This is a genomic window from Pseudomonas asplenii, assembly GCF_900105475.1.
Lineage (GTDB): Bacteria > Pseudomonadota > Gammaproteobacteria > Pseudomonadales > Pseudomonadaceae > Aquipseudomonas > Aquipseudomonas asplenii.
On record NZ_LT629777.1, the window covers coordinates 1170748 to 1194306 of the forward strand.

Genomic DNA, 23559 nt, shown 5'->3' on the forward strand with positions numbered 1-23559 from the left:
TGCGGCGACCCGCCCGCTCCTGCAGGGATAACGTGCACATGAGGGATCACGTGCGCAGGGAAACAGGATTCAACACAGGGCTCGCAGCATGCCGCAACCGTTCATTTTCAGAACCATCGAGCTGGACGGTCAGACCATCCGTACCGCGGTTCGCCCCGGCAAGCCTCACCTGACGCCGCTGCTGGTTTTCAATGGCATCGGCGCCAACCTGGAGTTGGTCTTTCCGTTCGTTCAGGCACTCGACCCGGACCTGGAGGTCATCGCTTTCGACGTCCCCGGCGTCGGCGGCTCGTCCACGCCCAGCCGCCCCTACCGCTTTCCCGGCCTGGCCAAGCTCAGCGCCCGGATGCTCGATTATCTGGACTATGGCCAGGTCAATGCGGTTGGGGTGTCCTGGGGCGGGGCCCTGGCCCAACAGTTCGCCCACGACTACCCGGAACGCTGCAAGAAGCTGATCCTCGCGGCCACCGCCGCCGGCGCGATCATGGTCCCGGGCAAGCCCAAGGTGCTGTGGAACATGGCCAGTCCGCGCCGCTACATCCAGCCCTCCCACGTTATCCGCATCGCCCCGACCATCTACGGCGGCGCCTTCCGCCGCGATCCGCATCTGGCCGCCGAACACGCGGCCAAGGTGCGTTCGGCAGGCAAGCTGGGCTATTACTGGCAACTGTTCGCCGGTCTCGGCTGGACCAGCATCCACTGGCTGCACAAGATCCGCCAACCCACCCTGGTACTGGCCGGAGACGATGACCCGTTGATTCCGCTGATCAATATGCGCCTGCTGGCCTGGCGTATTCCCAATGCCCAGCTACACATAATCGATGACGGCCATTTGTTCCTGATCACCCGGGCCGAAGCCGTGGCGCCCATCATCATGAAGTTCCTCCAGGAAGAACGGCAGCGGGCCGTCATGCACCCGCAACCGGCGCCATTCAAAAGCCCCTGAGGCGGCCCCATTCGCAACGTGCCCGCTGCCAGGACGTCGGCAGGGCGCAACAGAGACGTAGCCGTGAACGGCTGCGGCCTGGCGCGATGTATCGGTTGATCAGCTTGATGACGAAGGAGTGTTGATTCATGCCAGACAAACCCGCGACGGGCTCGCTTTCCACCCCCGCCGCACGCCTCAACGCACAAAGTGCGATGACCGGCCTGCGCGGCCAGGATCTGTTTTCCACCCTGCGCAGCGTCGCTACCCAGGGCCTGCGCAATCCGTTGCACACGGCCCGGCATGCACTGGCCCTGGGCAACCAGTTGGGCAAGGTGCTGCTCGGCGACACGCCGCACCAACCGTGCCCGCGGGACCAGCGATTCAGCGACCCGACCTGGAGCCTGAACCCCTTTTACCGGCGCGGCCTGCAAGCCTACCTGGCGTGGCAGACCCAGGTCCGGCACTGGATCGACGACATCCAGTTGAGCGATGACGACCGGGCCCGGGCGCACTTCGTCTTCAGCCTGCTCAACGATGCCGTGGCACCCTCCAATACCTTGCTCAACCCCCTGGCGATCAAGGAACTGTTCAACTCCGGCGGCAACAGTATCGTGCGCGGCGTCAGCCACCTGGTGAACGACATGCTGCACAACAATGGCCTGCCCAGCCAGGTCAGCAAGCATTCCTTCGAGGTCGGCAAGACCGTGGCCACCACCCAGGGCTCGGTGGTGTTTCGCAACGAACTGCTGGAACTGATCCAGTACCGGCCAATGAGCGAAAAACAGTACGCCAAGCCGCTGTTGATCGTGCCGCCGCAAATCAACAAGTACTACATCTTCGACCTCAGTCCGGCCAACAGCCTCGTGCAGTACGCCCTGAAAAACAGCTTGCAGGTGTTCATCATCAGTTGGCGCAACCCTGACGTACGCCATCGCGAGTGGGGCCTGTCGAGCTATGTCGAAGCGGTGGAGCAGGCCATGGATGTCTGCCGCAGCATCACCACCAGCCGCGAGGTCAACCTGGTCGGCGCCTGTGCCGGCGGCCTGACCATCGCCGCGCTGCAAGGCCACCTGCAGGCCAAGCGTCAGTTGCGCCGGGTCGCGAGTGCCACTTACCTGGTCAGCCTGCTCGACAGCCGCCTGGAAAGCCCCGCAACCCTGTTCGTCGACGAGCAGACCCTTGAAGCGGCCAAGCGCCGTTCCTATCAGCAAGGCGTGCTGGATGGCCGGGACATGGCCAAGGTATTCGCCTGGATGCGGCCCAACGATCTGATCTGGAACTATTGGGTCAACAACTACCTGATGGGCAAGGAGCCGCCGGCCTTCGACATCCTCTACTGGAACAACGACCACACCCGCCTGCCGGCGGCGCTGCACGGCGATCTGCTGGACTTTTTCAAGCACAACCCACTCCGTCACCCCGGCGGCCTGGAGGTCTGCGGCACGCCCATCGATCTGCAGAAAGTCACGGTCGACAGCTTCAGCGTCGGCGGCATCAACGACCACATCACCCCCTGGGACGCGGTCTATCGCTCGACGCTGCTGCTGGGTGGCGAACGCCGATTCGTGTTGTGCAATAGCGGCCATATCCAGAGCATCCTCAACCCGCCGGGCAACCCCAAGGCCAACTACCTCGAGAACCTCAAGCTGAGCAGCGACCCTCGCGCCTGGTACTACGATGGCCAGCGGGTCGAGGGCAGTTGGTGGCCGCAATGGCTGGAGTGGGTCCAGGCCCGCTCAGGCGCCCTGAAAGAAACCCGGCTGACCCTCGGCGACGCCAAGTACCCGCCCATGGAAGCTGCACCCGGCATTTATGTCCGGGTGCGTTGAATATCATCGAACACGGCTGCCCCGCAGCCGTGAAGAACGACTGGCCAGACCTAAGAAGACTGGATGAAAACCCGCGACCGGATTCTTGAATGCACGCTGCAATTGTTCAACAACAAGGGCGAGCCCAATGTTTCGACCATGGAGATCGCCAATGAACTGGGGATCAGCCCAGGCAATCTCTACTACCACTTCCATGGCAAGGAGCCGCTGGTACTGGAGTTGTTCGAGCGATTCCAGGCCGAGCTGACACCGCTGCTGGACCCTCCGGCGAATGTTGAACTGGCGCCCGAAGACTATTGGTTTTTTCTGCACCTGATCGTCGAGCGCCTGTCCCAGTACCGCTTTCTGTTCCAGGACCTGTCCAACCTGGCCGGCCGTCTGCCCAAGCTCGCCAGGGGCATTCGCAACCTGCTCAACGCACTCAAGCGCACCCTTGCCTCGCTGCTCGCGCAACTGAAGGCACAAGGGTTTATCGTCAGCGAAACCCAGGCATTGGGGCAGTTGGTGGAGCAGATCACCCTGACCCTGCTGTTCTCACTGGACTACCAACGGATTCTGGGCCGCGAGGGTGAAGTGCGGTTGGTGGTGTACCAGATCATGATGCTGGTGGCCCCGCACCTGCTGCCGCCGGCCCGGTTGGCGACGGAGCGGATGGCCTTGCGTTATCTCGAAGAGCCCGAGTAGGCGACCGGCGCTGCGGAGGCCGAACCTGACGACAGCCAACCCAAACGAAAACGCCCGACCTTCACAGGCCGGGCGTTTTCACTGCGCAAAGTACCACTCAGGACTGGGAGGACGGCGCCGACGGAGCCGGGGCCGCAGCCGGAGCGGCTGGAGCAGCCGGGGACACCGAGTTGGTGGTGGTCGGTGCAACAGCTGGCTTCGCCGCGGCAGGTGCTGCTGGCTTGGCTGCTGGCTTCGCCGCTGCCGGTTTTTTCGCGGCGGCAGGCTTCGCGGCGGGTTTGGCCGCCGGTTTTGCAGCGGCAGGTTTCGCAGCAGGCTTGGCCGCCGGTTTTGCAGCGGCAGGCTTCGCAGCAGGCTTAGCCGCTACAGGCTTGGCTGCGGGCTTGGCGGCCGCCGTCTTCGCCGCTGGCTTGGCCGCCGCTTTCGCAGCAGGTTTGGCCGCCGCGGTTTTCGCTGCCGGCTTCGCCAGTGGCTTGGCTGCAGTTTTCGCCGCTGGTTTGGCTGCTGCCGTCTTCGCTGCAACGGGCGCCACTTTCTGGCCGGTGAGCTGCTCGATCTGCCGGGTCAGGGTATCGACCTTGCTATTGAGCGCCTTCACTTCATTGCGGCTGGGAACGCCCAGACGCGAGATGGCACTGTTCAGGCGCTTGTCGAAAGCCTCTTCCAGTTCGTCCCACTTGCCCAGGGCGCGCTCCTTGACGCCGCTGATACGCGACTTGGCGGAACCGGCGGAATCCTTGGCCGCCTCGACAGTCTTGTCCACAGCGCTCTTGGTCAGTTTCTCGGCTTTTTCGCCGTCCTTGACCAGGCTCTCGAAAAGCTTGCTGCCGTCACTGTCGATTTTCGAGTAAACGCCCAAACCGGCCAGCCAGATCTTGCGGGAGTACTCCTCAACCTTCCCGATCCACGAGCTGCCTTCTTTCTGAGTATTCTTTTTGCCAGCCATCCCGTTCTCCTTAATGTTTACGCGCTACACGTTCGAGCAATGCCGTCAACTCATCGAGCTTAGCAGAGAGTGCCTCAACGTCATGTTTAGACGGAATCCCGATGCGATTCAAGGCACTGGCGACACGGTTGTCGAAAGCTTTCTCGACCTTGTCCAGCTGCACTTCGACTCGACCCTTGAGGCTGCTGACGTCGCTCTTCACGTTATCGATCTGGCTGTTGGCGGCTTCAAGCGTCGCATCGACAGCTTTTTTTCCTTCCTTTTCAGCAGCTTGACCGGCCTTTACGAGTTCCTGGAAGTACTCGCTGCCTTCCTTGCCAACCTTGGCGTAGGCGCCCAGGCCCGCCAGCCAGATCTTGCGGGCATAGAGTTTCACTTCAGCCAGGGCGGTGGGCTGAACGTCGGATTTTTTCTTCAGACTGACTTTGGCCATGGTGCACCTCACACGTGAACGGTTGGAGGAACTGCCCGAGAGAACGGGGACTTGAGCATACGGTAATCAGAAATTTTAGAATGAGCACCCTAACCGTTGGAGTGGGCGCCCACGGCTTCAGGCCAGGGCCTTGTCCAGCGCCCTCTCGATTTCGCTCTTGATGGTGCCGCTCATGGCCGACATCAGCATACCCAGCTCGACATCCACCCTGATCCGGTCTGCGGCGATCGTCACTTCACCGGTGACGCCAGAACGCTTCAGGCTCACGGTATCGCCCGACCAACGCGGCGCCAGGCCATACTGGTCGGCCAGTTTCTGCACCAGCGCCTCGGCTTTCTCACGGGCACCTGCCAGACCCAGATGATGGGCACGTTCGACACTAATCCGGGCCATCGATTGACTCCTGTTCTCTATAAGGTAGGCCGGAACGGCCTTGAACTGCGCTGCGTCAATCCGCCCCGGTCGCCCACTATACTTACATTCCGCCTTTGCCAAGACAAAGCCGGCTACCGGGATTAGAATGGCCCGCATTCTCTTCTGGTGACAGCGATATGACTGATCAGCGCAAAGGCAGCGATGCCGAACCCACCACTCACTTCGGCTACAAGAATGTGCCGGAAAGCGAAAAGGCCGGCAAAGTCGCCGAGGTCTTTCACTCGGTGGCCGCCAAGTACGACCTGATGAACGACGTCCTTTCCGTTGGCATGCACCGCCTGTGGAAGCGTTTCACCATCGAGCTGTCGGGCGTGCGCACGGGTAACCGGGTCCTGGACATCGCCGGTGGCACGGGTGATCTGGCGGCGAAGTTCTCGCATCTGGTAGGCCCGACCGGCCAGGTCGTGCTGGCCGATATCAATGCGTCCATGCTCAAGGTCGGTCGCGATCGCCTGCTGGACCGAGGCGTGGCCGGCAACATCGAATTCGTCCAGGCCGATGCGGAAAAGCTGCCGTTCCCGGACAACCACTTCGACTGCGTGACCATCGCCTTCGGCCTGCGTAACGTCACCCACAAGGAAGACGCCCTGCGCTCCATGCTGCGGGTGCTCAAGCCCGGCGGCCGGCTGCTGGTGCTGGAGTTCTCCAAACCGACCAACACCCTGATGTCCAAGGTCTACGACGCCTATTCGTTCGCCTTCATGCCGCTGGCCGGCAAGCTGATCACCAACGACTCGGAAAGCTATCGCTACCTGGCCGAATCGATCCGCATGCACCCGAACCAGGAAACCCTCAAGTCGATGATGGTGGACGCCGGTTTCGACCGTGTGACCTACCACAACATGACCTCGGGCATCGTCGCCCTGCATCGCGGCATCAAGCCCTGATGCTGCTCAGCGGCCTTCTCGCCGGTGTCGAGCACGGTATCAACCGGGTTCTGCGCCTGGATGGCACTGCCCTGGCTCGCCTCGCGCACCTGACGGGCAAGGTCATCGAGGTCGACAGCCCGGCCTTGAAGCTGTTCATCCTGCCCAGCGACGAAGGCTTGCTACTGGCGGCCCACTGGGCCGCCGAGGCCGATTGTATCCTCCGTGCACCGACCTCCAGCCTGCTCAACCTGGCCCTGAGCAGGGACAAGAGCGCCGTCCTGCACGGCCCGGACGTGCATCTGGAAGGCGACAGCGCAGTGCTGCTGGACCTGGCCGCCGTGCTGCAGGATCTGGAGCTGGACTGGGAGTACGAGCTGTCGCGCTGGCTTGGCCCGGTGGCCACGCAGTTGATCAGCGGCCACCTGCGCAGCCGTGCCGACTGGTACCGGCAGGGCTTCGCCAGCCTCAACCAGAACCTGGCCGAATACCTCAGCGAAGAGTCGCGGGCACTGGTCGGCAAACACGAGGCCGAAGCCCGTTTTGCTGAACTCGACCGACTCAAGCTCGATCTAGAACGACTCGAGGCGCGTTTCGAACGCCTTTCCCGATCCCTCAATTCCAGCGATAACGCATGAAGCTGATTGCCGTCCGCCGTCTGTTGCGCATCCAGCGCGTCGTGATCCGCTACCGTCTCGATGACCTGCTGTTCGACCTGCCCCTGCCCTGGTTTCTCCTGGCCTTGCGTTTTGCCCTGCCTTGGCGCTGGTTCCCGCGCAAGCCGCTGGAACTGAGCCGTGGCGCACGGTTGCGCCTGGCACTGCAGGACCTGGGACCGATTTTCATCAAGTTCGGCCAGATCCTCTCGACCCGCCGCGACCTGCTGCCCGAGGACATCGCCGACGAGCTGATGCTGTTGCAGGACCGCGTGCCGCCGTTCGATTCGCAAAAGGCCGTGGCCCTGATCGAGTCGCAATTGGGCCGCAAGATCGGCGAAGTCTTCAGCCGCTTCGACATCGAACCGCTGGCCTCGGCCTCGGTAGCCCAGGTCCACGCCGCACAACTCAAGAGCGGCGAGGAGGTGGTGGTGAAGGTCATCCGGCCGGGCCTCAAGCCGGTCATCGCCCAGGACCTGGCCTGGCTGTTCATCCTCGCCCGCACCGCCGAGCGGCTCTCCGCCGATGCCCGCCTGCTGCACCCGGTGGACGTGGTCAGCGACTACGAGAAAACCATCTACGACGAACTCGACCTGCTGCGCGAGGCGGCCAACGCCAGCCAACTGCGGCGCAACTTCGAAGGCTCGGACATGATGTACGTGCCCCAGGTCTACTGGGACTGGTGCCGCCCGAAAGTGCTGGTGATGGAGCGCATCTACGGCATCCAGGTCACTGACCTGGCGACCCTCGCCGACCAGCGCACCGACATGAAGATGCTCGCCGAGCGCGGCGTGGAAATCTTCTTCACCCAGGTCTTTCGCGACAGTTTTTTCCATGCCGACATGCACCCCGGCAATATCTTCGTCAGCACCGTCAACCCGTGGAGCCCGCAGTACATCGCCATCGACTGCGGTATCGTCGGCAGCCTGACGCCACAGGACCAGGACTACCTGGCGCGCAACCTGTTCGCCTTCTTCAAGCGTGACTACCGCCGCGTCGCCCAGTTGCACATCGACTCGGGCTGGGTTCCGGCGGACACCCGGCTCAACGAGTTCGAGGCGGCGATCCGTACCGTCTGCGAACCGATCTTCGAGAAACCGCTGAAGGACATTTCCTTCGGCCAGGTACTGATGCGCCTGTTCCAGACCGCCCGACGCTTCAACATGGAGGTCCAGCCACAACTGGTACTGTTGCAGAAGACCCTGCTCAACATCGAAGGCCTGGGTCGCCAGTTGTACCCGGAACTGGACCTGTGGAGCACCGCGCAGCCGTTCCTCGAGCGCTGGATGCGCGAGCGCGTCAGCCCCAAGACGCTGTTGGGCAACCTGCAAAGCCAGGTCGAGCAACTGCCGCACCTGGCCAACATGACCCGCGACCTGCTTGAGCGTCTGTCGCAACCGCATGCTGCCAACCCCGAGCCGCCCTACAAAAAGCGCAAGGACGACTGGCTGCTGCGCCTGCTCGGTTCACTGCATCTGGGCAGCGGCGCGTTCCTCGCCGCTGGCGGGCCGTTGCAGGACCTGGGTCACTGGCCTGCGGGCGTCATGATGGCAATCGGTCTGTATCTGGTCGTGCGCCGATAGCCAGCAGGGCTCGCGGCTGGCAAACTGTTCATTCGCCGAGGCCCAGCCACGCAGGTTGTGTCCGGTTGTCGGAGTCGAAGATGAAAGACTGGCTGGACGAGATCAAGTGGGACGAAAACGGCCTGGTACCGGCCATTGCCCAGGATCACAAGACCGGGCGCGTGCTGATGATGGCCTGGATGAACCGCGAGGCATTGCAACTGACCGCCCGCGAAAACCGCGCTATCTACTGGTCACGCTCGCGTGACAAGCTGTGGCGCAAGGGTGAAGAATCCGGCCACGTGCAGCATCTGCATGAAATACGCCTGGATTGCGACGCCGACGTGATTATCCTGATGGTCGAACAGGTCGGTGGTATCGCCTGCCATACCGGCCGCCAAAGCTGCTTCTACCGCGTTTACGAAAACGACGGCTGGACGACGGTCGATCCGGTCCTCAAGGACCCGCACAGCATCTACGCAGCAGGACACTGAACATGACGGACACCCTGACCCGCCTGGCACAGGTGCTGGAGGAGCGCAAAGGCGCCGCCGCCGACAGCTCCTATGTCGCCAGCCTGTATCACAAGGGTTTGAACAAGATCCTGGAGAAGGTCGGCGAAGAGTCGGTCGAAACCATCATCGCGGCCAAGGACGCCGCCATCAGCGGCGATTGCAGCGACGTGATCTACGAAACCGCTGACCTGTGGTTCCACAGCCTGGTCATGCTCGCCCAACTGGGCCAGCATCCACAGGCCGTACTGGATGAACTGGACCGTCGCTTCGGACTGTCCGGACACGCCGAGAAAGCCTCGCGTCCTTCTGCCTGAACAACTTTTAGAGAGGAGCAACACCATGGGCATTTTTGACTGGAAACACTGGATCGTCATCCTGGTTGTCGTCGTGCTGGTGTTTGGTACCAAGAAACTGAAGAACCTCGGCACCGACGTCGGTGAATCGATCAAGGGCTTTCGCAAGGCCATGAACGACGACGAGAAGCCGGCCGAGCCGGTGGTCCCACCGACCGTGCAACCGGCCCAGCCGCAGCCCGGCGCACAACAGAACGCGCCACACACCATCGATGTGCAGGCGCAAAAAGTAGAAGAGCCCCGCAATCATTCTTGAGTACTGACCCATGTTCGGTATCAGCTTCAGCGAACTGCTGCTCGTCGGCCTGGTGGCGCTACTGGTCCTCGGTCCCGAGCGCCTGCCGGGCGCTGCGCGGACGGCAGGCCTGTGGGTCGGACGGCTGAAACGCAGCTTCAACGCGATCAAGCAGGAAGTGGAACGGGAAATCGGGGCCGACGAAATCCGTCGGCAACTGCACAACGAACACATCCTGTCTCTGGAACAAGAGGCTCGCAAGATCCTCTCGCCAGTCCAGGAACCCGTTGTCCAGGCCCAACCGGTCGCCGAAGCGGCCACTGCTCCGGCTGGCGCGCCACTGCCGAGTGATCTGCCACCCGTCACCGTTGCGCCCGGCGATGCCGTGCCGGTGCTCGGCGCCGTCGAGCCGGCCCCAAACCTGCCGACCACGACCGAAGCCGTACCCGCGCCGACGCCAAGTGCGCCAGCCTCTCAAGACCCTACTTTGCCGCCGCGAGCCCCATGAGCGATTTCCCGGAAAACGACCAGCACATGCCGCTGGTTTCGCATCTGACCGAGTTGCGCACCCGCCTGCTGCGTTGTGTCGCAGCGATCTTCCTGATCTTTGCCGGGCTGTTCGCCTTCACCCAGCAGATCTACACCTTCGTCTCCACGCCACTGCGCCAGTACCTGCCGGCCGGCGCGACGATGATCGCCACCGACGTGTCCTCGCCGTTCCTGACGCCACTCAAGCTGACCATGATGGTTTCGCTGTTCCTGGCGATCCCGGTGATTCTGCACCAGATCTGGGGCTTCATCGCACCGGGGCTGTACAAGCATGAAAAGCGCGTCGCCGTACCGCTGCTGGTGTCGAGCATTCTGCTGTTCTACACCGGCATGGCGTTCGCCTATTACCTGGTGTTCCCGTTGATCTTCAAGTTCTTCGCCGCCGCTACACCGGCCGGCGTCGAGATGATGACCGACATCACCAGCTACCTCGATTTCGTCATGACGCTGTTCTTCGCCTTCGGCGTGGCGTTCGAAATTCCGGTGGCCGTGGTGCTGCTGGTGTGGATCGGCGTGGTCGACGTCAAATACCTGAAAAAGATCCGCCCGTACGTGATCATCGGCTGCTTCGTGGTCGGCATGATCCTGACACCACCGGACGTGTTCTCGCAGACACTGCTGGCCGTTCCGATGTGGCTGTTGTTCGAGATCGGCGTGCTGTTCGGCGGTCTGGTCAGCAAGCGTGGCGACAAACCGGAAGAAACCCCAGCCGACAACGGCCCGCAGCCACCAGCGCCACTCGCGTGAACCTGCTGCTTCTGGAGGAGGCCGACTTCATCGCGGCCGACCGCGTGGTGTTGCGCGATAGACGCCTGACCCACATGCAGGAAGTCCATCGGGTCGCGGTGGGCGACAGCTTGCGGGTCGGGCGTATCGGCGGGCTGATGGGCCGTGCCGAAGTCCTGCACCTGGAAGCCGGCGAAGCCCAGTTGCAGGTCAGTCTCGACCAGCCGCCGCCGACCAAACTACCGCTGACCCTGATCCTCGCCCTGCCACGCCCAAAGATGCTCCGCCGGGTACTCCAGACCATTGCGACCATGGGCGTGCCCAAGCTGGTGCTGGTCAACAGTTATCGGGTGGAAAAGAGCTTCTGGCAGACGCCGTTCCTCGAACCCGAGGCGATCCGCGAGCAACTGATCCTGGGCCTCGAACAGACCCGTGACACCGTGCTGCCGGAAGTCATCATCGAGAAACGCTTCAAACCTTTCGTCGAAGACCGCCTGCCGACCATCAGCGCCGACACCCTGGGACTGGTCGGCCATCCCGGCAGCTATCCGGCCTGCCCCCGTGCCGTGGATGCACCCGTGACCCTGGCCATCGGTCCAGAGGGCGGCTGGATTCCCTATGAAATCGATCTGCTGGGCAAATCCGGCCTGCAACCGGTGCAACTCGGCGAACGCATCCTGCGGGTCGAGACCGCCGTCACCGCCCTGCTCGCCCGGCTGTTCTGACCCCATCATCTGAACAATCGTCCCTGGCCTACACGAGTGGGCCTGGGGAAACCAAAAAATCCCGGCACTACAGAATCCCCCTCCGCCGCCGATAGCACGGCAATATTGGAAATCAGTCCGCCGCCAGGCGGGCAAACGCTGTCAGGAGTCCGTCCCATGTACCGTTGGCTAACCCAGAGCCTGGGCAATGTGAGCATCAATCTGAAACTCGGTATCGGCTTCGGCCTGGTGCTGCTTCTGACGCTGCTCATCACCTTCACCGGCTGGAGTGGCCTGAGTTCAGTGATCGAGCGTGGTGACAAGCTGGGCGCCATCTCATCCCTGAACATGCTGACCAAAGACCTGCGCATCGCCCGCCTGGATTATGAGATGCGCAAGGGCGAACAGGGCCCGGGCGTCGTCAACGGTTTGCTGGACCAAGTGGAGAACGGTCTGAAGACAGCCCGCCAGCAGCTGAAAATCGCGCAAAGTCTCGAACTGATCGACCAACAACTGGCATCCATCACCCAATACAAACGCGCGTTCGCCGACATGAGCCAGGCGACGCAAAACCGCGAAGCCGCGCGTAGCAAGCTCGGCGCCAGCGCCGACAATGCTGTCGCCAAGGTCGCCGAAGTCGAGAAGTCGATGCTGCAAGGCGACAGCCTCATCCAGTTCAACAGCGTGATCGAACTCAGCAAGCTGATCCAGCAAGCCCGCTATCAGGTCCGTGGCTACACCTACAGTGGCCGTAGCGATGCCGAACAACCGGCCCTGGACGCCGTCGACAATGCGCTGAAGAACCTCGAAAGCCTGCCGGCCAAACTGCCTGAGCAGCATCTGACCAACTTGCAGCAGGCCAGTGAATCCCTCAAAGCCTACCGTGCCGCCGTCAGCGACTTCCGTGACTCGCAGATCGCCAACGCCCAAGCGCTCAAGAACATGCAGGAGCAAGGTGACCATTTGCTGAGTCTGAGCAACAAGTTGACCGATCTGCAGACCGCTCGCCGCGACAGCGATGTGGCGCAGGCGAGAAACCTGCTGGGCATCTCCGCCGCACTGGCTCTGCTGTTCGGTATCATCGCCGCCTGGGTTATCACCCGGCAGATCGTCACGCCTCTGCAGCAGACCCTCACGGTGGTCGAGCGTGTGGCCTCCGGCGACCTCAGCCAGGATCTGAAAATCGATCGCAGCGACGAACTCGGTCAACTGCAACGGGCCATGCAGAGCATGACCGTCAGCCTGCGCAAACTGATCGGCGGTATCAGCGACGGCGTGACCCAGATCGCCAGCGCCGCCGAGCAGTTGTCGGCCGTGACCGAACAGACCAGCGCCGGGGTCAACAGCCAGAAGGCCGAGACCGACCAGGTGGCCACAGCCATGCACCAGATGACCGCCACCGTGCAGGAAGTGGCGCGTAACGCCGAAGAAGCCTCGGAAGCTGCGGGTGCCGCAGACCAACAGGCCCGCGAAGGTGACAAGGTGGTCGGCGAAGCCATTGCCCAGATCGAACGCCTGGCCGCCGAAGTCGGCCACTCCACCGAAGCCATGGCCCATCTCAAGACCGAGAGCGACAAGATCGGCAGCGTACTCGACGTGATCAAATCGGTGGCCCAACAAACCAACCTGCTGGCCCTCAACGCCGCCATCGAAGCCGCTCGCGCCGGCGAGGCCGGGCGCGGTTTCGCGGTGGTCGCCGACGAAGTCCGCAGCCTGGCCCAACGTACCCAGAAGTCCACCGAAGAAATCGAGGAATTGATCGTCGGACTGCAAGGCGGTACCCAGCAGGTGGCGAGCATCATGGACAACAGCCGCAGCCTGACCGACAGCAGCGTCGAGCTGACCCGCCGCGCTGGCAGCTCGCTGGAAAACATCACCCGCACCGTGTCGGCAATCCAGAGCATGAACCAGCAGATTGCCGCGGCCGCCGAACAGCAGAGCGCCGTGGCCGATGAGATCAACCGCAGCGTGCTGAACGTGCGTGACGTGTCCGAACAGACCGCCTCGGCCAGTGAGGAAACCGCCGCGTCGAGCATTGAGCTGGCGCGACTGGGCAATCACTTGCAGGTTCTGGTCAGCCATTTCCGGCTGTAGGCCCGACGGGAAACGGCCGCGTCGCTGCAGGCGGCGCAGGCCAGTCCCCATCGTTCATAGATAACGGAAATTCCCTACGCCCGGTTCAGGTCGCGTCTCCCGCTGCAAAGCCGATGAGAAAGCCATGCCCCACGCAAGTCAGCACAGGGGCATCTTCACTCATTCGCCAGGCAGGAGATCCACCATGTTCCCATGGTTGTCCCACGTTTTAGTCAACCGCAGCATCCGCTTCAAACTGGTTCTGGGCTTCGGCCTGGTCCTGCAACTGACCCTGGTCATTGCCGCAACCGGCTGGTACGCCCTGCAACGCAGCATCGATCATTCCGAGCAACTCTCACTCATGGCCCGACTCGGCCAGATCACCCGTAACGTGCGCAGCCAGCGCATGGCCTGGCGGCAGCTTGACGACCCGCAGAGCCATGCCGAGCTGGAACCTCAACTGGCCGAAATCGAACGGCATCTGGAAACGCTGCACGGGCGCATCCGGGAGCCGCTCTACCAGCAACGACTGGCGCAGCAGGGCGACCACCTGCGCGCCTTGCGCAGCACCCTCGGCGACCTCGATCCGATCCATGGCAATCCAGACGAGGCCGATCGACTTCACGAGCGCCTGGAAAATCTCGGCCAGGCTCTGCTCGACGGCATCGACGCACTGAGCCAGGCCCAGACACAAAAACGCGATCAGGACGCCAATCTGTCAAAGCGGATGCTGATCATCGTCGCCAGCCTGGCCCTGATCATCGGCACGCTGTCCGCGTGGGTGATCAGCGCACAGATCCTGATCCCGCTCAGACGTAGCCTCAAGATCGCCGAATACATCGCTGCGGGCGATCTGAGCCGTAACATCCGGGTAGAGCGCGGCGATGAACTGGGGCAGTTGCAGCAGGCCCTGCAACGTATGAGCCTGGGCCTGCGCGAGTTGGTCGTCGGGATCAGCCAGGAGACGACACGGATGGCCAGTGCTGCCCGGGAACTCTCCGACAACGCCGCTCAGACCCACCTCAGCATCGGCCATCAGCATGACGAAATCGACCAGGTCGCCACCGCCATGAAACAGATGAGCAGCAGTGTCCGGGAGGTTGCCCTGAATGCCGAGGCAACCGCCCAGGCCACCAGCCTGGCCGAACAACAGTCCCGTGAAGGCGATCGCGCGGTGGCCGAGGCCATCACCCAGATCGAGCATCTGGAGCAGGAAATGCAGCAATGCACCGAAGCAATGGCCTCTCTGCAGCAGGAAAGCGACAAGATCGGTGGGGTACTCGATGTGATCAAGTCGGTATCGTTGCAGACCAACCTGCTGGCCCTCAATGCCACGATCGAAGCCGCCCGGGCCGGAGAGGCCGGACGCGGCTTCGCGGTGGTCGCCGATGAGGTGCGTTGCCTGGCCCAACACACCCAGGACTCGGCCGAGGAGATCGAAGCCCTGGTCGCCGCCCTGCAGCACGATACGGCAAGGGTCGCGCAACGCCTGGACAAGAGCCGCAACCTGACCCGCAGCAGCGTCGAAGCAAGCCAGCACTGCGGCAGCAAGCTGGAAGGTATCAGTCGTAGCGTTTCACGGATCCAGGCGATGAACGAACAGATAGCGGCAGCGGGAGAAGAACAGAGTGTGGTGGCCGAACAGGTCAGCCGCAGCCTGCTGCAAGTACGAGACATTGCGCAACGGACGGCGGCGACCAGCGAAAAAACCGCGACCGCCAGTGCCGAACTGGCCTGCCAGGGATCGCGCCTGCAAGGACTGGTGGGGCATTTGCGCGCCTGAAACACGCCTTTGTTCAGTCGATTTCGGCCAACCAGGCGGTTTCCTTGAACCACTTGTCATGGATCCGATCATAGGTGCCGTCTTCGGCGATCTGGTTGAGGAAGTGGTTGATCCAGTTCAGGCTGTCGTGATCGCCCTTCTTCAGCCCGAATGCCAGGCGCTCGTAGGTAAAGGGCTGATCCAGACACACCAGCTTGCCCGCACCCAACCTGTTTGCCGCCACCAGGTTGTAGGGCGCGTCGTGAATAAAGGCGTCGGCCTTGCCGTCGAGCACATCGCGTACGCCCTCCTCCTCGGTGGCATAGCTGACCAGTTGGGCATTGCCGATCAGCTTTTTCGCAACAATCTCGCCCGTGGTACCGGCCTTGACCCGGATGCGGAAGGCGGCATCGTTCAAGTCCTCGAAACCCTGGACCTTGCCCGACAACGCCTGAGTAATCAGCATCGTCTGCCCAACCACGATAAACGGGTCGCTGAAGTTCAGGCGCAGATTGCGCTCCGGGGTCAGGGTCATACCGCTGGCGATCAGGTCGGTCTTGCCGGCCAGCAGGTCGGGGATCAATTCCGGGTAGGCGCTGGGCAGCAACTCCAGCCGGACACCAAGAGCCTTGCTCATTTCATGCAGCAGATCGATTTCAAAACCCACGACCCGGCCCTGCTTGTCGGTCATCTGAAATGGCATGTAGGTGGGGTTGGTGCCCACCTTGAGGCTGCCGCGCCTGACCGCCTCATCGATGGCGCCCGCCTGGAGACCGCCGGCCTGCAGCAATACAGCAACGCCCAGCAGTAACGCCAGGTACCTTTTCGTCATGAAAACTCCTCGATCCATTGCCCGGTGGGATCGACCTGCCTCGGCAATGCAGCGTCAGCCCAGGCCGGCACGATTTCGGGGCGCGATCCTAACGCACCCGCCCGTGCGGTCGAGTGGGTCTTTTGTTACCAAATGACAACGGATACGAGAGAGGAGGAAACGTCTTACAAGAAGGGTCGAATCCCCCTGGAGCACGCGCTCCAGGGGGATCGAATCAGGCGGGCTGAGCTACCGCGACAGCCGGTTGCAGCGGCAGCAGCGGCGCGTGGGGATCGGCCTTGACCGATGCACGCCAGGCATCCAGCCACTCGCCGTGGCCTTCGCTCCAGACCTGCGCATGCAGACGCGCCAGGGCGACCGGGTCGCTGAGCAGTTGCAGGCGGGAATGGTTGTCCAACGCCGCCGGACCGACTTTCAGCGCATGCCGCACACGCTCCACCCGCAGCCACTCGATCGGCTCGGCCTGACCGTGCCGGGAAGTTGCCAGGGCGCAGGCCAGGGCGTTCTGCCGCGGATCGACCACTGCACGGATGAAACCGTCGTTCAGCGCATGCCAGCGGTTTTCGTGGGTGTACTCATCGGTCGCCTGCAGTGCCTGGGGCGGGTTGTATTCCTCAGGGATGAGGAACAACTGCTCGTCCCTGGAACGCAAGCCCAGGTTGACCCGGCTGGAGATCACCGACACCGGGATCGACAGCATCAGCGAACCGACGATCGGCACCAGCCACCACAGGAAGCTCGGGTTCAGCCAGATCACCAGCAAGGCCCAGAGCGCGCCCAACAGGGTCTGCGGACCATGACGGCGCACGGCTTCGCTCCAGGATGTGGAGTCGTCGTCACGCTTCGGCGAGTTCCAGGTCGCGGCCCAGCCGAGAAACGCGGCGAGAACGAAACGGGTGTGGAAAATCATCCGCACCGGCGCCAGCAGCATGGAGAACAGCATCTCCAGCAGCATCGACACGGTCACCTTGAACTTGCCACCGAACTCTTTCGCGCCCTTGGCCCAGATCAGGATGACGCTCAGCAGCTTGGGCAGGAACAGCAACACGATGGTGGTGGAGAACAACGCCACTGCCTTGTCCGGATGCCATTGCGGCCACAGCGGATAAAGCTGGCGCGGCTCCATGAAGTACTGCGGCTCCATCAGCGTATTGACCGCCAGCAGCGCGGTCGACAGCACCAGGAAGAAGAACCACAGCGGTGCCGACAGATAGGACATCACGCCAGTGAGGAACACGGCACGGTGTACCGGGTGCATGCCCTTGACCAGGAACAGGCGGAAGTTCATCAGGTTGCCGTGACACCAGCGACGGTCACGCTTGAGTTCGTCGAGCAGGTTCGGAGGCAATTCCTCGTAGCTGCCGGGCAGGTCGTAGGCAATCCACACACCCCAGCCGGCACGACGCATCAGCGCCGCTTCGACGAAGTCGTGGGACAGGATCGCACCGGCGAACGCGCCCTTGCCTGGCAATGGCGCCAGGGCACAGTGCTCGATGAAGGGCTTCATGCGGATGATCGCGTTGTGACCCCAGTAATGGGACTCGCCCAACTGCCAGAAGTGCAGGCCGGCGGTGAACAGCGGACCATAGACGCGGGTGGCGAACTGCTGCATGCGCGCATACAGGGTGTCCATGCCCGACGCACGTGGCGCGGTCTGGATGATCCCGGCGTCCGGCGTGGCTTCCATGAGGCGGACCAGGCTGGTCAGGCATTCGCCACTCATGACGCTGTCGGCGTCGAGCACTACCATGTACTTGTAGTCGCTGCCCCAGCGACGGCAGAAGTCGTCGAGGTTGCCGCTCTTGCGCTTCACACGACGGCGACGGCGACGATAGAAGATCTTGCCGAAGCCCGAGGCTTCACGGCAGACGTCCAGCCAGGCCTGCTGCTCGGCAACGCAGATATCGGTGTCGTTACTGTCGCTCAGGACGAAGAAGTCGAAACGATCCAGGTCACCAGTGGCCGCGACCGACTCGAACGTCGCCCGCAGGCCGGCGAACACCCGGGGGACATCTTCGTTGCAGATCGGCATGACGATAGCGGTACGCGCATCGGCCGGAATCGGCTCGCTGCCGGCGCTGGCGCCGGAGATACGGTACTTGTCATGCCCGGTGAGCAATTCGAGGAAGCCCATCAGGGCCGTCCAGAAACCGGCCGAGACCCAGCAGAACAGAATGCCGAACATCACCAGAATGCTGGTCTGCAGGGCATAGGGCAGCACTTGCTTGGCGGTCTGCAGGATCGGCTGGTGCAGGACTTCGTTGAGGTCGACGAACGACCAGCCCTGGTACGGCATGATGCCCTTCATATACCAGCCGGCAACGATAGTCTGGCCAAGCATCAGAATCAGCAGGATGTAGCGTCGGATCGAACCTACCGTACGCCAACGGGCATGAGGCAGCTCGCGCTTGTCATCCTTGGGTGCAGGCGGGTTGCTGCGCCCGGTCAGACGGCGCCAGCCGCGCACCAGGATGTTGGTCCGCCAAGGTTCCGGCACAACCCGGGTCCGCCGGATCGGTGGCGTGGCCTTGAGGCGTACCCGACCGCTGGCATCGACCGAGAGCATCTCGGCCTCTTCCAGTTCGGCGGCGCTGTCGAGGGTCAGGCGGCGACCCACCGAGGCTTGCGCAGCCTCGGCGGAGTCGACGGTCGGTTGTGCACCAAGACGCTCATGCAGCTCGGCGAACGACTTGCAGCTCGCCAGCTCGGCGCGTTGCTCGGTACTGAGCGGCAGGTGCGCCAGGTACTCGGAAAGAGACTCTGGCTGGGCGATTGAATTACTCATCGGCAGGCAACTGGTAGCTCCAGGTCTCGGTCAGGACTTGTTCGGTCTTGGCCGGTTCCGGGGTGGTTGAGGCAGCCTCGGCAGCAGGCGCCGGGGCGTCTGGTTCTTTCTTGTCCTTGGACTTGTCTTTCTCCGAGGACTTGGCCGCGTCTTTTTCCTGAGCCTTGGCGACTTCCTTCTCATGCTTCTCATGAGTCCTGGCAGCGACCTTGTCGGCCTTGACCACCTGGGACGAAGCCTTGGCCGGCTCGGCGGTGACAATGTCCTTGACCAGCGCAGCGCGCAGTTCGGTGGACTTGCCCGGATCCTTGATCTTCAGACGCAGGGTCAGGCGCCAGCCCTGGGTTTCCGGGTTGTAACGCAGGCTGTTTTCGACCAGTTCGGCGTTGTCGCCGACACTGACCTGGCTACGCACCGGCGCATCTTCCGGCAGCGCCTTGAGGGACGGGCCCTCGAAGTCCACCAGATAGGCCACACTGCCGTCCGGCTGGCGGATCAGGTTCGATTGTTTGACGTCGCCGGTGGATTTCAGGGTCTGCTTGACCCAGGCGCTGTCCGGCGAATGCAGGGCCGCTTCGTCCAGGGTCCAGTGCATGCGATAGGCGAAGTTCATCGCCTCACCCGGCTGAGGGAGCTTTTCCGGGTTCCAGAAAGCCACGATGTTGTCGTTGGTTTCGTCGGCGGTCGGAATCTCTACCAGGTCGACGGTGCCCTTGCCCCAATCGCCCTTGGGCTCGATCCAGGCGCTCGGACGTTTGTCGTAACGATCGTCGAGGTCTTCATAGTGGCTGAAGTCACGACCGCGCTGCAGCAGGCCGAAACCACGCGGGTTCTCCACGGAGAAGTTGCTCACCGACAGGTGTTTCGGGTTGTTCAGCGGACGCCACAGCCACTCGCCGTTACCGGCATGGATCGACAGGCCACTGGAGTCGTGCAGTTCGCGACGGTAGTTGAGAACTTTCGACGGCTGGTTGGCGCCGAACAGGAACATGCTGGTCAGCGGGGCCACGCCCAGCTTGCCGACCTTGTCGCGCAGGAACATCTGCGCCTTCACGTCGACGATGGTATCGGCGCCCGGACGCAGGGTCAGACGGTAGGCACCCGTAGCACGTGGCGAATCAAGCAGGGCGAAGATCACCAGATGCTTGTCGGTCGGCTTGGGCTGCTGGATCCAGAACTCGGTGAAACGCGGGAATTCCTCACCGGACGGCAAAGCGGTATCGATCGCCATGCCACGGGCGGACAAGCCGTAGGCCTGGCCCTTGCCGACGACGCGGAAGTAACTCGCGCCGAGCATGGTCATGATCTCGTCCTGCTTGTCGGCCTTGTTGATCGGATAAAGCACGCGAAAGCCCGCATAACCCAGCTGTTCGGTGGTTTTCGGATCGAACTTCAGGTCGCCGAAATCGAAACGGTTCGGGTCGTACTTGATCTCCGAGACTTCGTTGGCGGTGATTTCGTTGATTTTCACCGGTGTGTCGAAATGCATGCCCTGGTGATAGAACGACAGCTTGAACGGCGTTTTCTGATCGGCCCACTCGGCCTTGTCGGTCAGGAAACGGATTTTCTGGTAGTCCGCGAACTTCATCTCACGAAATTCATTCGGCAGATTGCTGCGCGGAGCTTCGTACTTCTGCCCGGCCAGGGTCTTCGCCTTGGCCGCCACATCGTCCAGGTTGAATGCAAAGAGTTGGCCGGCACTGAGCAGACAAAACAGTGCAGAACCCGTCACCAGTGCTTTCTTCAACCCTTTGGCAGTCAATTTTGGTGCATTACAGGGACTAACAATCACGAGCAACCCTCGCCGAAAACAGATCAAAAAACCAACGGCTAGCTATCTATTCGCCAGGTTGGCGAGCATTGTTCCGACTCCACTGGGGCGAAATGATTCCCCAAACGATGTCGGACAAGTCTCTACCTAATTCAAAATGGGCCAACGAACGCTGATCCCCGTAGCGCGCGATTATCTAGTAGGCGGCGTTACAACGCATCAGGCGAAGCAAAGTATTTATCGACAAAACACTCTGTTTTCAGCCCGATACGTGGTTTTTTTCACTTTCAGGTCTGTAACAGGAAGGTTACCGGGCCATCATTGACCAGATGAACCTTCATATCCGCCCCGAAACATCCCGTCGCCACCTGACCATGCAACCTCTGCGCCTGTGCCACCACGTAGCCGAAAAGCTCCTCGGCCAGCGCCGGTGGCGCTGCCGTGGAAAAACTCGGGCGTAGTCCGCTGCGGGTATCGGCGGCCAGGGTGAACTGCGACACCAGCAGCAACCCGCCGCCGGTATCCGCCAGGGACAGATTCATCTTGCCCTGGAGATCGCTGAACACCCGATAGTTAAGCAGCTTATGCAGAAGTTTGTCGGCATTGGTGCGGGTATCTTCAGGCTCGACCGCCAACAGCACCAGCAAACCCTGATCGATGGCCCCGACCACCGCCCCATCCACCTCGACCCTCGCGCCACTGACACGCTGCAACAGGCCCCTCATGCTTCTTCTGGGGGCAGGTCGAGCAGGCGTCGCGCCATCTGGTCCGCGGCACGCACCAGCGCATCGGTGATCCCCGGTTCCGAAGCCGCGTGGCCGGCATCGCGAATCACCTGCAGTTCGCTGTTCGGCCAGGCCTGGTGCAACGCCCAGGCGTTGTCCAGCGGGCAGATGGCATCGTAGCGACCGTGGACGATCACGCCAGGCAGATGGGCGATCCGATCCATGTCGCGAATCAGCTGATCGGGCTCGAGGAACGAGTTGTTGGTGAAGTAGTGACACTCGATCCGGGCAATCGACAAGGCCCGCTGCGGCTCGGAGAAGCGATCGACCACCAGCGGGTTGGGCCGCAAGGTCGCGGTCCGCCCTTCCCACAGCGACCACGCCTTGGCCGCGTGCATCTGGGCGATCTGGTCGTTGCCGGTCAGGCGCTTGTGGAAGGCCGTGAGCAGGTCATCGCGCTCCTCCGGCGGGACGGGCGCCACATAATCCTGCCAATAGTCCGGAAACAGACGGCTGGCACCACTCTGGTAGAGCCATTGGACATCCTGCGTACGCGCCAGGAAGATCCCCCGCAGGATCAGCCCATGGACCCGCTCGGGATGAGTCTGCGCGTAGGCCAGCGCCAGGGTCGAACCCCAGGAGCCGCCGAACAGCACCCATTTGTCGATACCCAGGTGCTCACGAATCCGCTCCAGGTCTGCCACCAGGTCCCAGGTGGTGTTGTTTTCAAGACTCGCATGGGGTGTCGAGCGACCGCAGCCACGCTGATCGAACGTCACGATGCGATAAAGGTTGGGGTCGAAATAACAACGACTCTGGGCATCACAGCCGGCACCCGGGCCGCCATGGATGAACACCACCGGCAAGCCCTCGGGCGAACCACTTTCATCGACGTACAGCACATGCGGCTGATCCACGGCCAGATCGTGCCGGGCGTAGGGTTTGATCTGCGGGTACAAAGTCTGCATCACGCGCTCCGTAAGGGTCGGGGTCATCCTTAGTGGCGAGTGTGGCCACCAGGGGGACTTCTTTGATTCTGCCGTCCGGCATCATAAACCCGAATCATGCAAACGGCATGTCCTTGTCAACAGTAAGGTTGCCGCCCGCGCGCTGCTGGCAACTAACCGTTCGGTCAGTGTTCAATTCGGTTCAATAAACGTTTCAATAAGAAAAGTAGAACCGAGCGGCAGGAGCCGCTTCCCACCGGCTGCCAGAGCCAGAAAAGACAGGGAGTTCCGAATGAGCCAGTACCGTTTGCCCGACCTGCTTCGCTACCCGGAAAAAGCCGTTATCGTCGCCGACAACGAAATGTTCATCCGGGCTCTGCGCGAACTGGGACTGGAAGCCAGCTACCTGGGCAGCCTGCACAGGCTGCCCGAACAGAGCCTGGCGTTTTCCTTCACTCCCCAGGGAGCCCGACAGCTCTATCTGCAAGCGGCGCGCACCCGCTACAAGCAGACTCTGTTGTGTCCGCTGCATGCCTTCGATACCCGGCTGGAAAACGCGCTCTACAGCCTGATGCTGTTACTGCGCTGCGACTTCTGCGACTGCCTAGAGCGCCAGCAGCATTATCTGGCACAACTCGACGGCCTGCGTCGCGTGCACCTGACCAGTGCCAGTAGCCGGGGCGAAGTCCGGCTCAACGACAAGTGCGCCCCCTATGCCCTGACCCGGGAAGAAATCGGCGACAGCTTCGTGCTCTCGGTCACCGAACTGTTCGAAGTGCACTACGCCCACATGAAGCCCGACAGTCCGGATATCTTCCAGGTCAGCGGTGTGCTGCACGTCAGTGGTCTGCTGCTGTCACGGGCCAGCCGAGCACGCCCCTTGCCGGACGGAATAAGGAACGACATGCGCAGACTGGCCGAGCAGGTCGGCCATCATGACGCCTGGTTGCGGATCGAACATAACCGGGTCCGCTCGTTCAAGGTCGCGGGGGAGGAATACCTCGCCTTGCTCGACCAGGCCGCCGGACAGCGCGGCCTGTATCTGAGCGAGTTCGCCATCGGGGTGAATGACGCCATCGGGCCGAACATCAACTACAGCCACAATTCGCCGATGAACGAAGGTATCAAGGGCGTGCATGTGGCCCTGGGAGATGGGGTCAACGGTTATCACATCGACTTCCTCTGCCCGGGAATCGATGTACTACCCGGTTGACCGAGCGCAACACAAGATAGCCGGCTCGTT

At 62.2% G+C, this 23559-nt stretch carries 23 protein-coding genes and 1 pseudogene; 16 read left to right on the forward strand and 8 right to left on the reverse strand.

The features are described from left to right. The first annotated feature begins 88 nt into the window (after positions 1 to 88). From phaZ to BLU37_RS05300, 3 genes are all read left to right on the forward strand, one after another. Positions 89 to 946, forward strand: a complete 858-nt coding sequence (gene phaZ / locus BLU37_RS05290; RefSeq protein WP_090202902.1) for a poly(3-hydroxyalkanoate) depolymerase — start codon at positions 89 to 91, stop codon at positions 944 to 946. Between the two features lie 128 nt (positions 947 to 1074). Beyond that, entirely contained in the window at positions 1075 to 2757 is a 1683-nt protein-coding gene (gene phaC / locus BLU37_RS05295; protein WP_090202905.1) for a class II poly(R)-hydroxyalkanoic acid synthase, read from the forward strand. 63 nt (positions 2758 to 2820) lie between these two features. Beyond that, on the forward strand, positions 2821 to 3441 hold the full coding sequence (locus BLU37_RS05300) for a TetR/AcrR family transcriptional regulator (RefSeq protein ID WP_090202908.1): 621 nt from the start codon (positions 2821 to 2823) through the stop codon (positions 3439 to 3441). 97 nt (positions 3442 to 3538) lie between these two features. Here BLU37_RS05300 and BLU37_RS05305 read toward each other — a convergent pair whose 3' ends face one another. The 3 genes from BLU37_RS05305 to BLU37_RS05315 all read right to left on the reverse strand — a co-directional run bounded on the left by BLU37_RS05305 (position 3539) and on the right by BLU37_RS05315 (position 5213). After that, positions 3539 to 4387, reverse strand: a complete 849-nt coding sequence (locus BLU37_RS05305) for a phasin family protein (protein WP_090202912.1) — start codon at positions 4385 to 4387, stop codon at positions 3539 to 3541. Between the two features lie 10 nt (positions 4388 to 4397). Then, complete coding sequence (locus BLU37_RS05310; RefSeq protein ID WP_010453606.1) at positions 4398 to 4820, reverse strand: phasin family protein; 423 nt, start codon at positions 4818 to 4820, stop codon at positions 4398 to 4400. Between the two features lie 117 nt (positions 4821 to 4937). Further along, positions 4938 to 5213, reverse strand: a complete 276-nt coding sequence (locus tag BLU37_RS05315; RefSeq protein ID WP_019360377.1) for a polyhydroxyalkanoic acid system family protein — start codon at positions 5211 to 5213, stop codon at positions 4938 to 4940. 158 nt (positions 5214 to 5371) lie between these two features. Between BLU37_RS05315 and ubiE the strand changes: the two genes are divergently transcribed. From ubiE to BLU37_RS05370, 12 genes and pseudogenes are all read left to right on the forward strand, one after another. After that, the gene (ubiE, locus tag BLU37_RS05320; protein ID WP_090202915.1) at positions 5372 to 6142 is read left to right on the forward strand and encodes a bifunctional demethylmenaquinone methyltransferase/2-methoxy-6-polyprenyl-1,4-benzoquinol methylase UbiE; all 771 of its coding nucleotides are present in this window, start codon (positions 5372 to 5374) and stop codon (positions 6140 to 6142) included. Further along, positions 6142 to 6759: a ubiquinone biosynthesis accessory factor UbiJ gene (locus BLU37_RS05325; protein ID WP_090202918.1), complete on the forward strand. Its 618-nt coding sequence runs from the start codon at positions 6142 to 6144 to the stop codon at positions 6757 to 6759. The genes ubiE and BLU37_RS05325 overlap by 1 nt, the downstream gene beginning before the upstream one ends. Then, positions 6756 to 8360, forward strand: coding sequence for a ubiquinone biosynthesis regulatory protein kinase UbiB (gene ubiB, locus BLU37_RS05330; RefSeq protein WP_090202922.1), 1605 nt, complete (start codon positions 6756 to 6758; stop codon positions 8358 to 8360). Before BLU37_RS05325 ends, ubiB begins: the two co-directional genes overlap by 4 nt. Positions 8361 to 8440: 80 nt before the next feature. Beyond that, on the forward strand, positions 8441 to 8833 hold the full coding sequence (hisI, locus tag BLU37_RS05335) for a phosphoribosyl-AMP cyclohydrolase (protein ID WP_010453595.1): 393 nt from the start codon (positions 8441 to 8443) through the stop codon (positions 8831 to 8833). 2 nt (positions 8834 to 8835) lie between these two features. Beyond that, the gene (locus BLU37_RS05340) at positions 8836 to 9168 is read left to right on the forward strand and encodes a phosphoribosyl-ATP diphosphatase (RefSeq protein ID WP_010453594.1); all 333 of its coding nucleotides are present in this window, start codon (positions 8836 to 8838) and stop codon (positions 9166 to 9168) included. Positions 9169 to 9193: 25 nt separating this feature from the next. Continuing rightward, positions 9194 to 9463, forward strand: a complete 270-nt coding sequence (locus BLU37_RS05345; RefSeq protein ID WP_090202923.1) for a twin-arginine translocase TatA/TatE family subunit — start codon at positions 9194 to 9196, stop codon at positions 9461 to 9463. 10 nt (positions 9464 to 9473) lie between these two features. Beyond that, entirely contained in the window at positions 9474 to 9950 is a 477-nt protein-coding gene (gene tatB, locus BLU37_RS05350) for a Sec-independent protein translocase protein TatB (RefSeq protein ID WP_090202927.1), read from the forward strand. Continuing rightward, positions 9947 to 10738 (forward strand): twin-arginine translocase subunit TatC, encoded by a 792-nt coding sequence (gene tatC / locus BLU37_RS05355; protein WP_010453587.1) that lies wholly within the window; start codon positions 9947 to 9949, stop codon positions 10736 to 10738. The genes tatB and tatC overlap by 4 nt, the downstream gene beginning before the upstream one ends. Further along, entirely contained in the window at positions 10735 to 11442 is a 708-nt protein-coding gene (locus BLU37_RS05360; RefSeq protein WP_090202930.1) for a 16S rRNA (uracil(1498)-N(3))-methyltransferase, read from the forward strand. The genes tatC and BLU37_RS05360 overlap by 4 nt, the downstream gene beginning before the upstream one ends. Before the next feature lie 156 nt (positions 11443 to 11598). Continuing rightward, positions 11599 to 12657, forward strand: a pseudogene (locus tag BLU37_RS29830) (methyl-accepting chemotaxis protein); the annotation flags it as partial. Next, positions 12652 to 13515, forward strand: coding sequence for a methyl-accepting chemotaxis protein (locus BLU37_RS29835; RefSeq protein ID WP_397428742.1), 864 nt, complete (start codon positions 12652 to 12654; stop codon positions 13513 to 13515). The pseudogene BLU37_RS29830 and the gene BLU37_RS29835, both read left to right, overlap by 6 nt. Positions 13516 to 13699: 184 nt before the next feature. Next, a complete protein-coding gene (locus BLU37_RS05370) occupies positions 13700 to 15277 on the forward strand; it encodes a methyl-accepting chemotaxis protein (protein WP_090202935.1) in 1578 nt (525 codons plus the stop codon). A gap of 13 nt (positions 15278 to 15290) precedes the next feature. Here the strand turns inward: BLU37_RS05370 and BLU37_RS05375 are convergent, their stop codons facing one another. From BLU37_RS05375 to pip, 5 genes are all read right to left on the reverse strand, one after another. Further along, the gene (locus tag BLU37_RS05375; protein WP_090202939.1) at positions 15291 to 16088 is read right to left on the reverse strand and encodes a transporter substrate-binding domain-containing protein; all 798 of its coding nucleotides are present in this window, start codon (positions 16086 to 16088) and stop codon (positions 15291 to 15293) included. A gap of 214 nt (positions 16089 to 16302) precedes the next feature. Continuing rightward, entirely contained in the window at positions 16303 to 18873 is a 2571-nt protein-coding gene (gene mdoH, locus BLU37_RS05380; protein WP_090202942.1) for a glucans biosynthesis glucosyltransferase MdoH, read from the reverse strand. Then, a complete protein-coding gene (locus tag BLU37_RS05385) occupies positions 18866 to 20608 on the reverse strand; it encodes a glucan biosynthesis protein G (RefSeq protein ID WP_172833088.1) in 1743 nt (580 codons plus the stop codon). Before BLU37_RS05385 ends, mdoH begins: the two co-directional genes overlap by 8 nt. A gap of 323 nt (positions 20609 to 20931) precedes the next feature. After that, positions 20932 to 21369 (reverse strand): D-aminoacyl-tRNA deacylase, encoded by a 438-nt coding sequence (dtd, locus tag BLU37_RS05390; protein WP_090202945.1) that lies wholly within the window; start codon positions 21367 to 21369, stop codon positions 20932 to 20934. After that, on the reverse strand, positions 21366 to 22337 hold the full coding sequence (pip, locus tag BLU37_RS05395) for a prolyl aminopeptidase (protein WP_010453572.1): 972 nt from the start codon (positions 22335 to 22337) through the stop codon (positions 21366 to 21368). Before pip ends, dtd begins: the two co-directional genes overlap by 4 nt. Positions 22338 to 22608: 271 nt before the next feature. Between pip and BLU37_RS05400 the strand changes: the two genes are divergently transcribed. After that, positions 22609 to 23529 (forward strand): M29 family metallopeptidase, encoded by a 921-nt coding sequence (locus BLU37_RS05400; protein ID WP_090202947.1) that lies wholly within the window; start codon positions 22609 to 22611, stop codon positions 23527 to 23529. Positions 23530 to 23559: the final 30 nt, after the last annotated feature.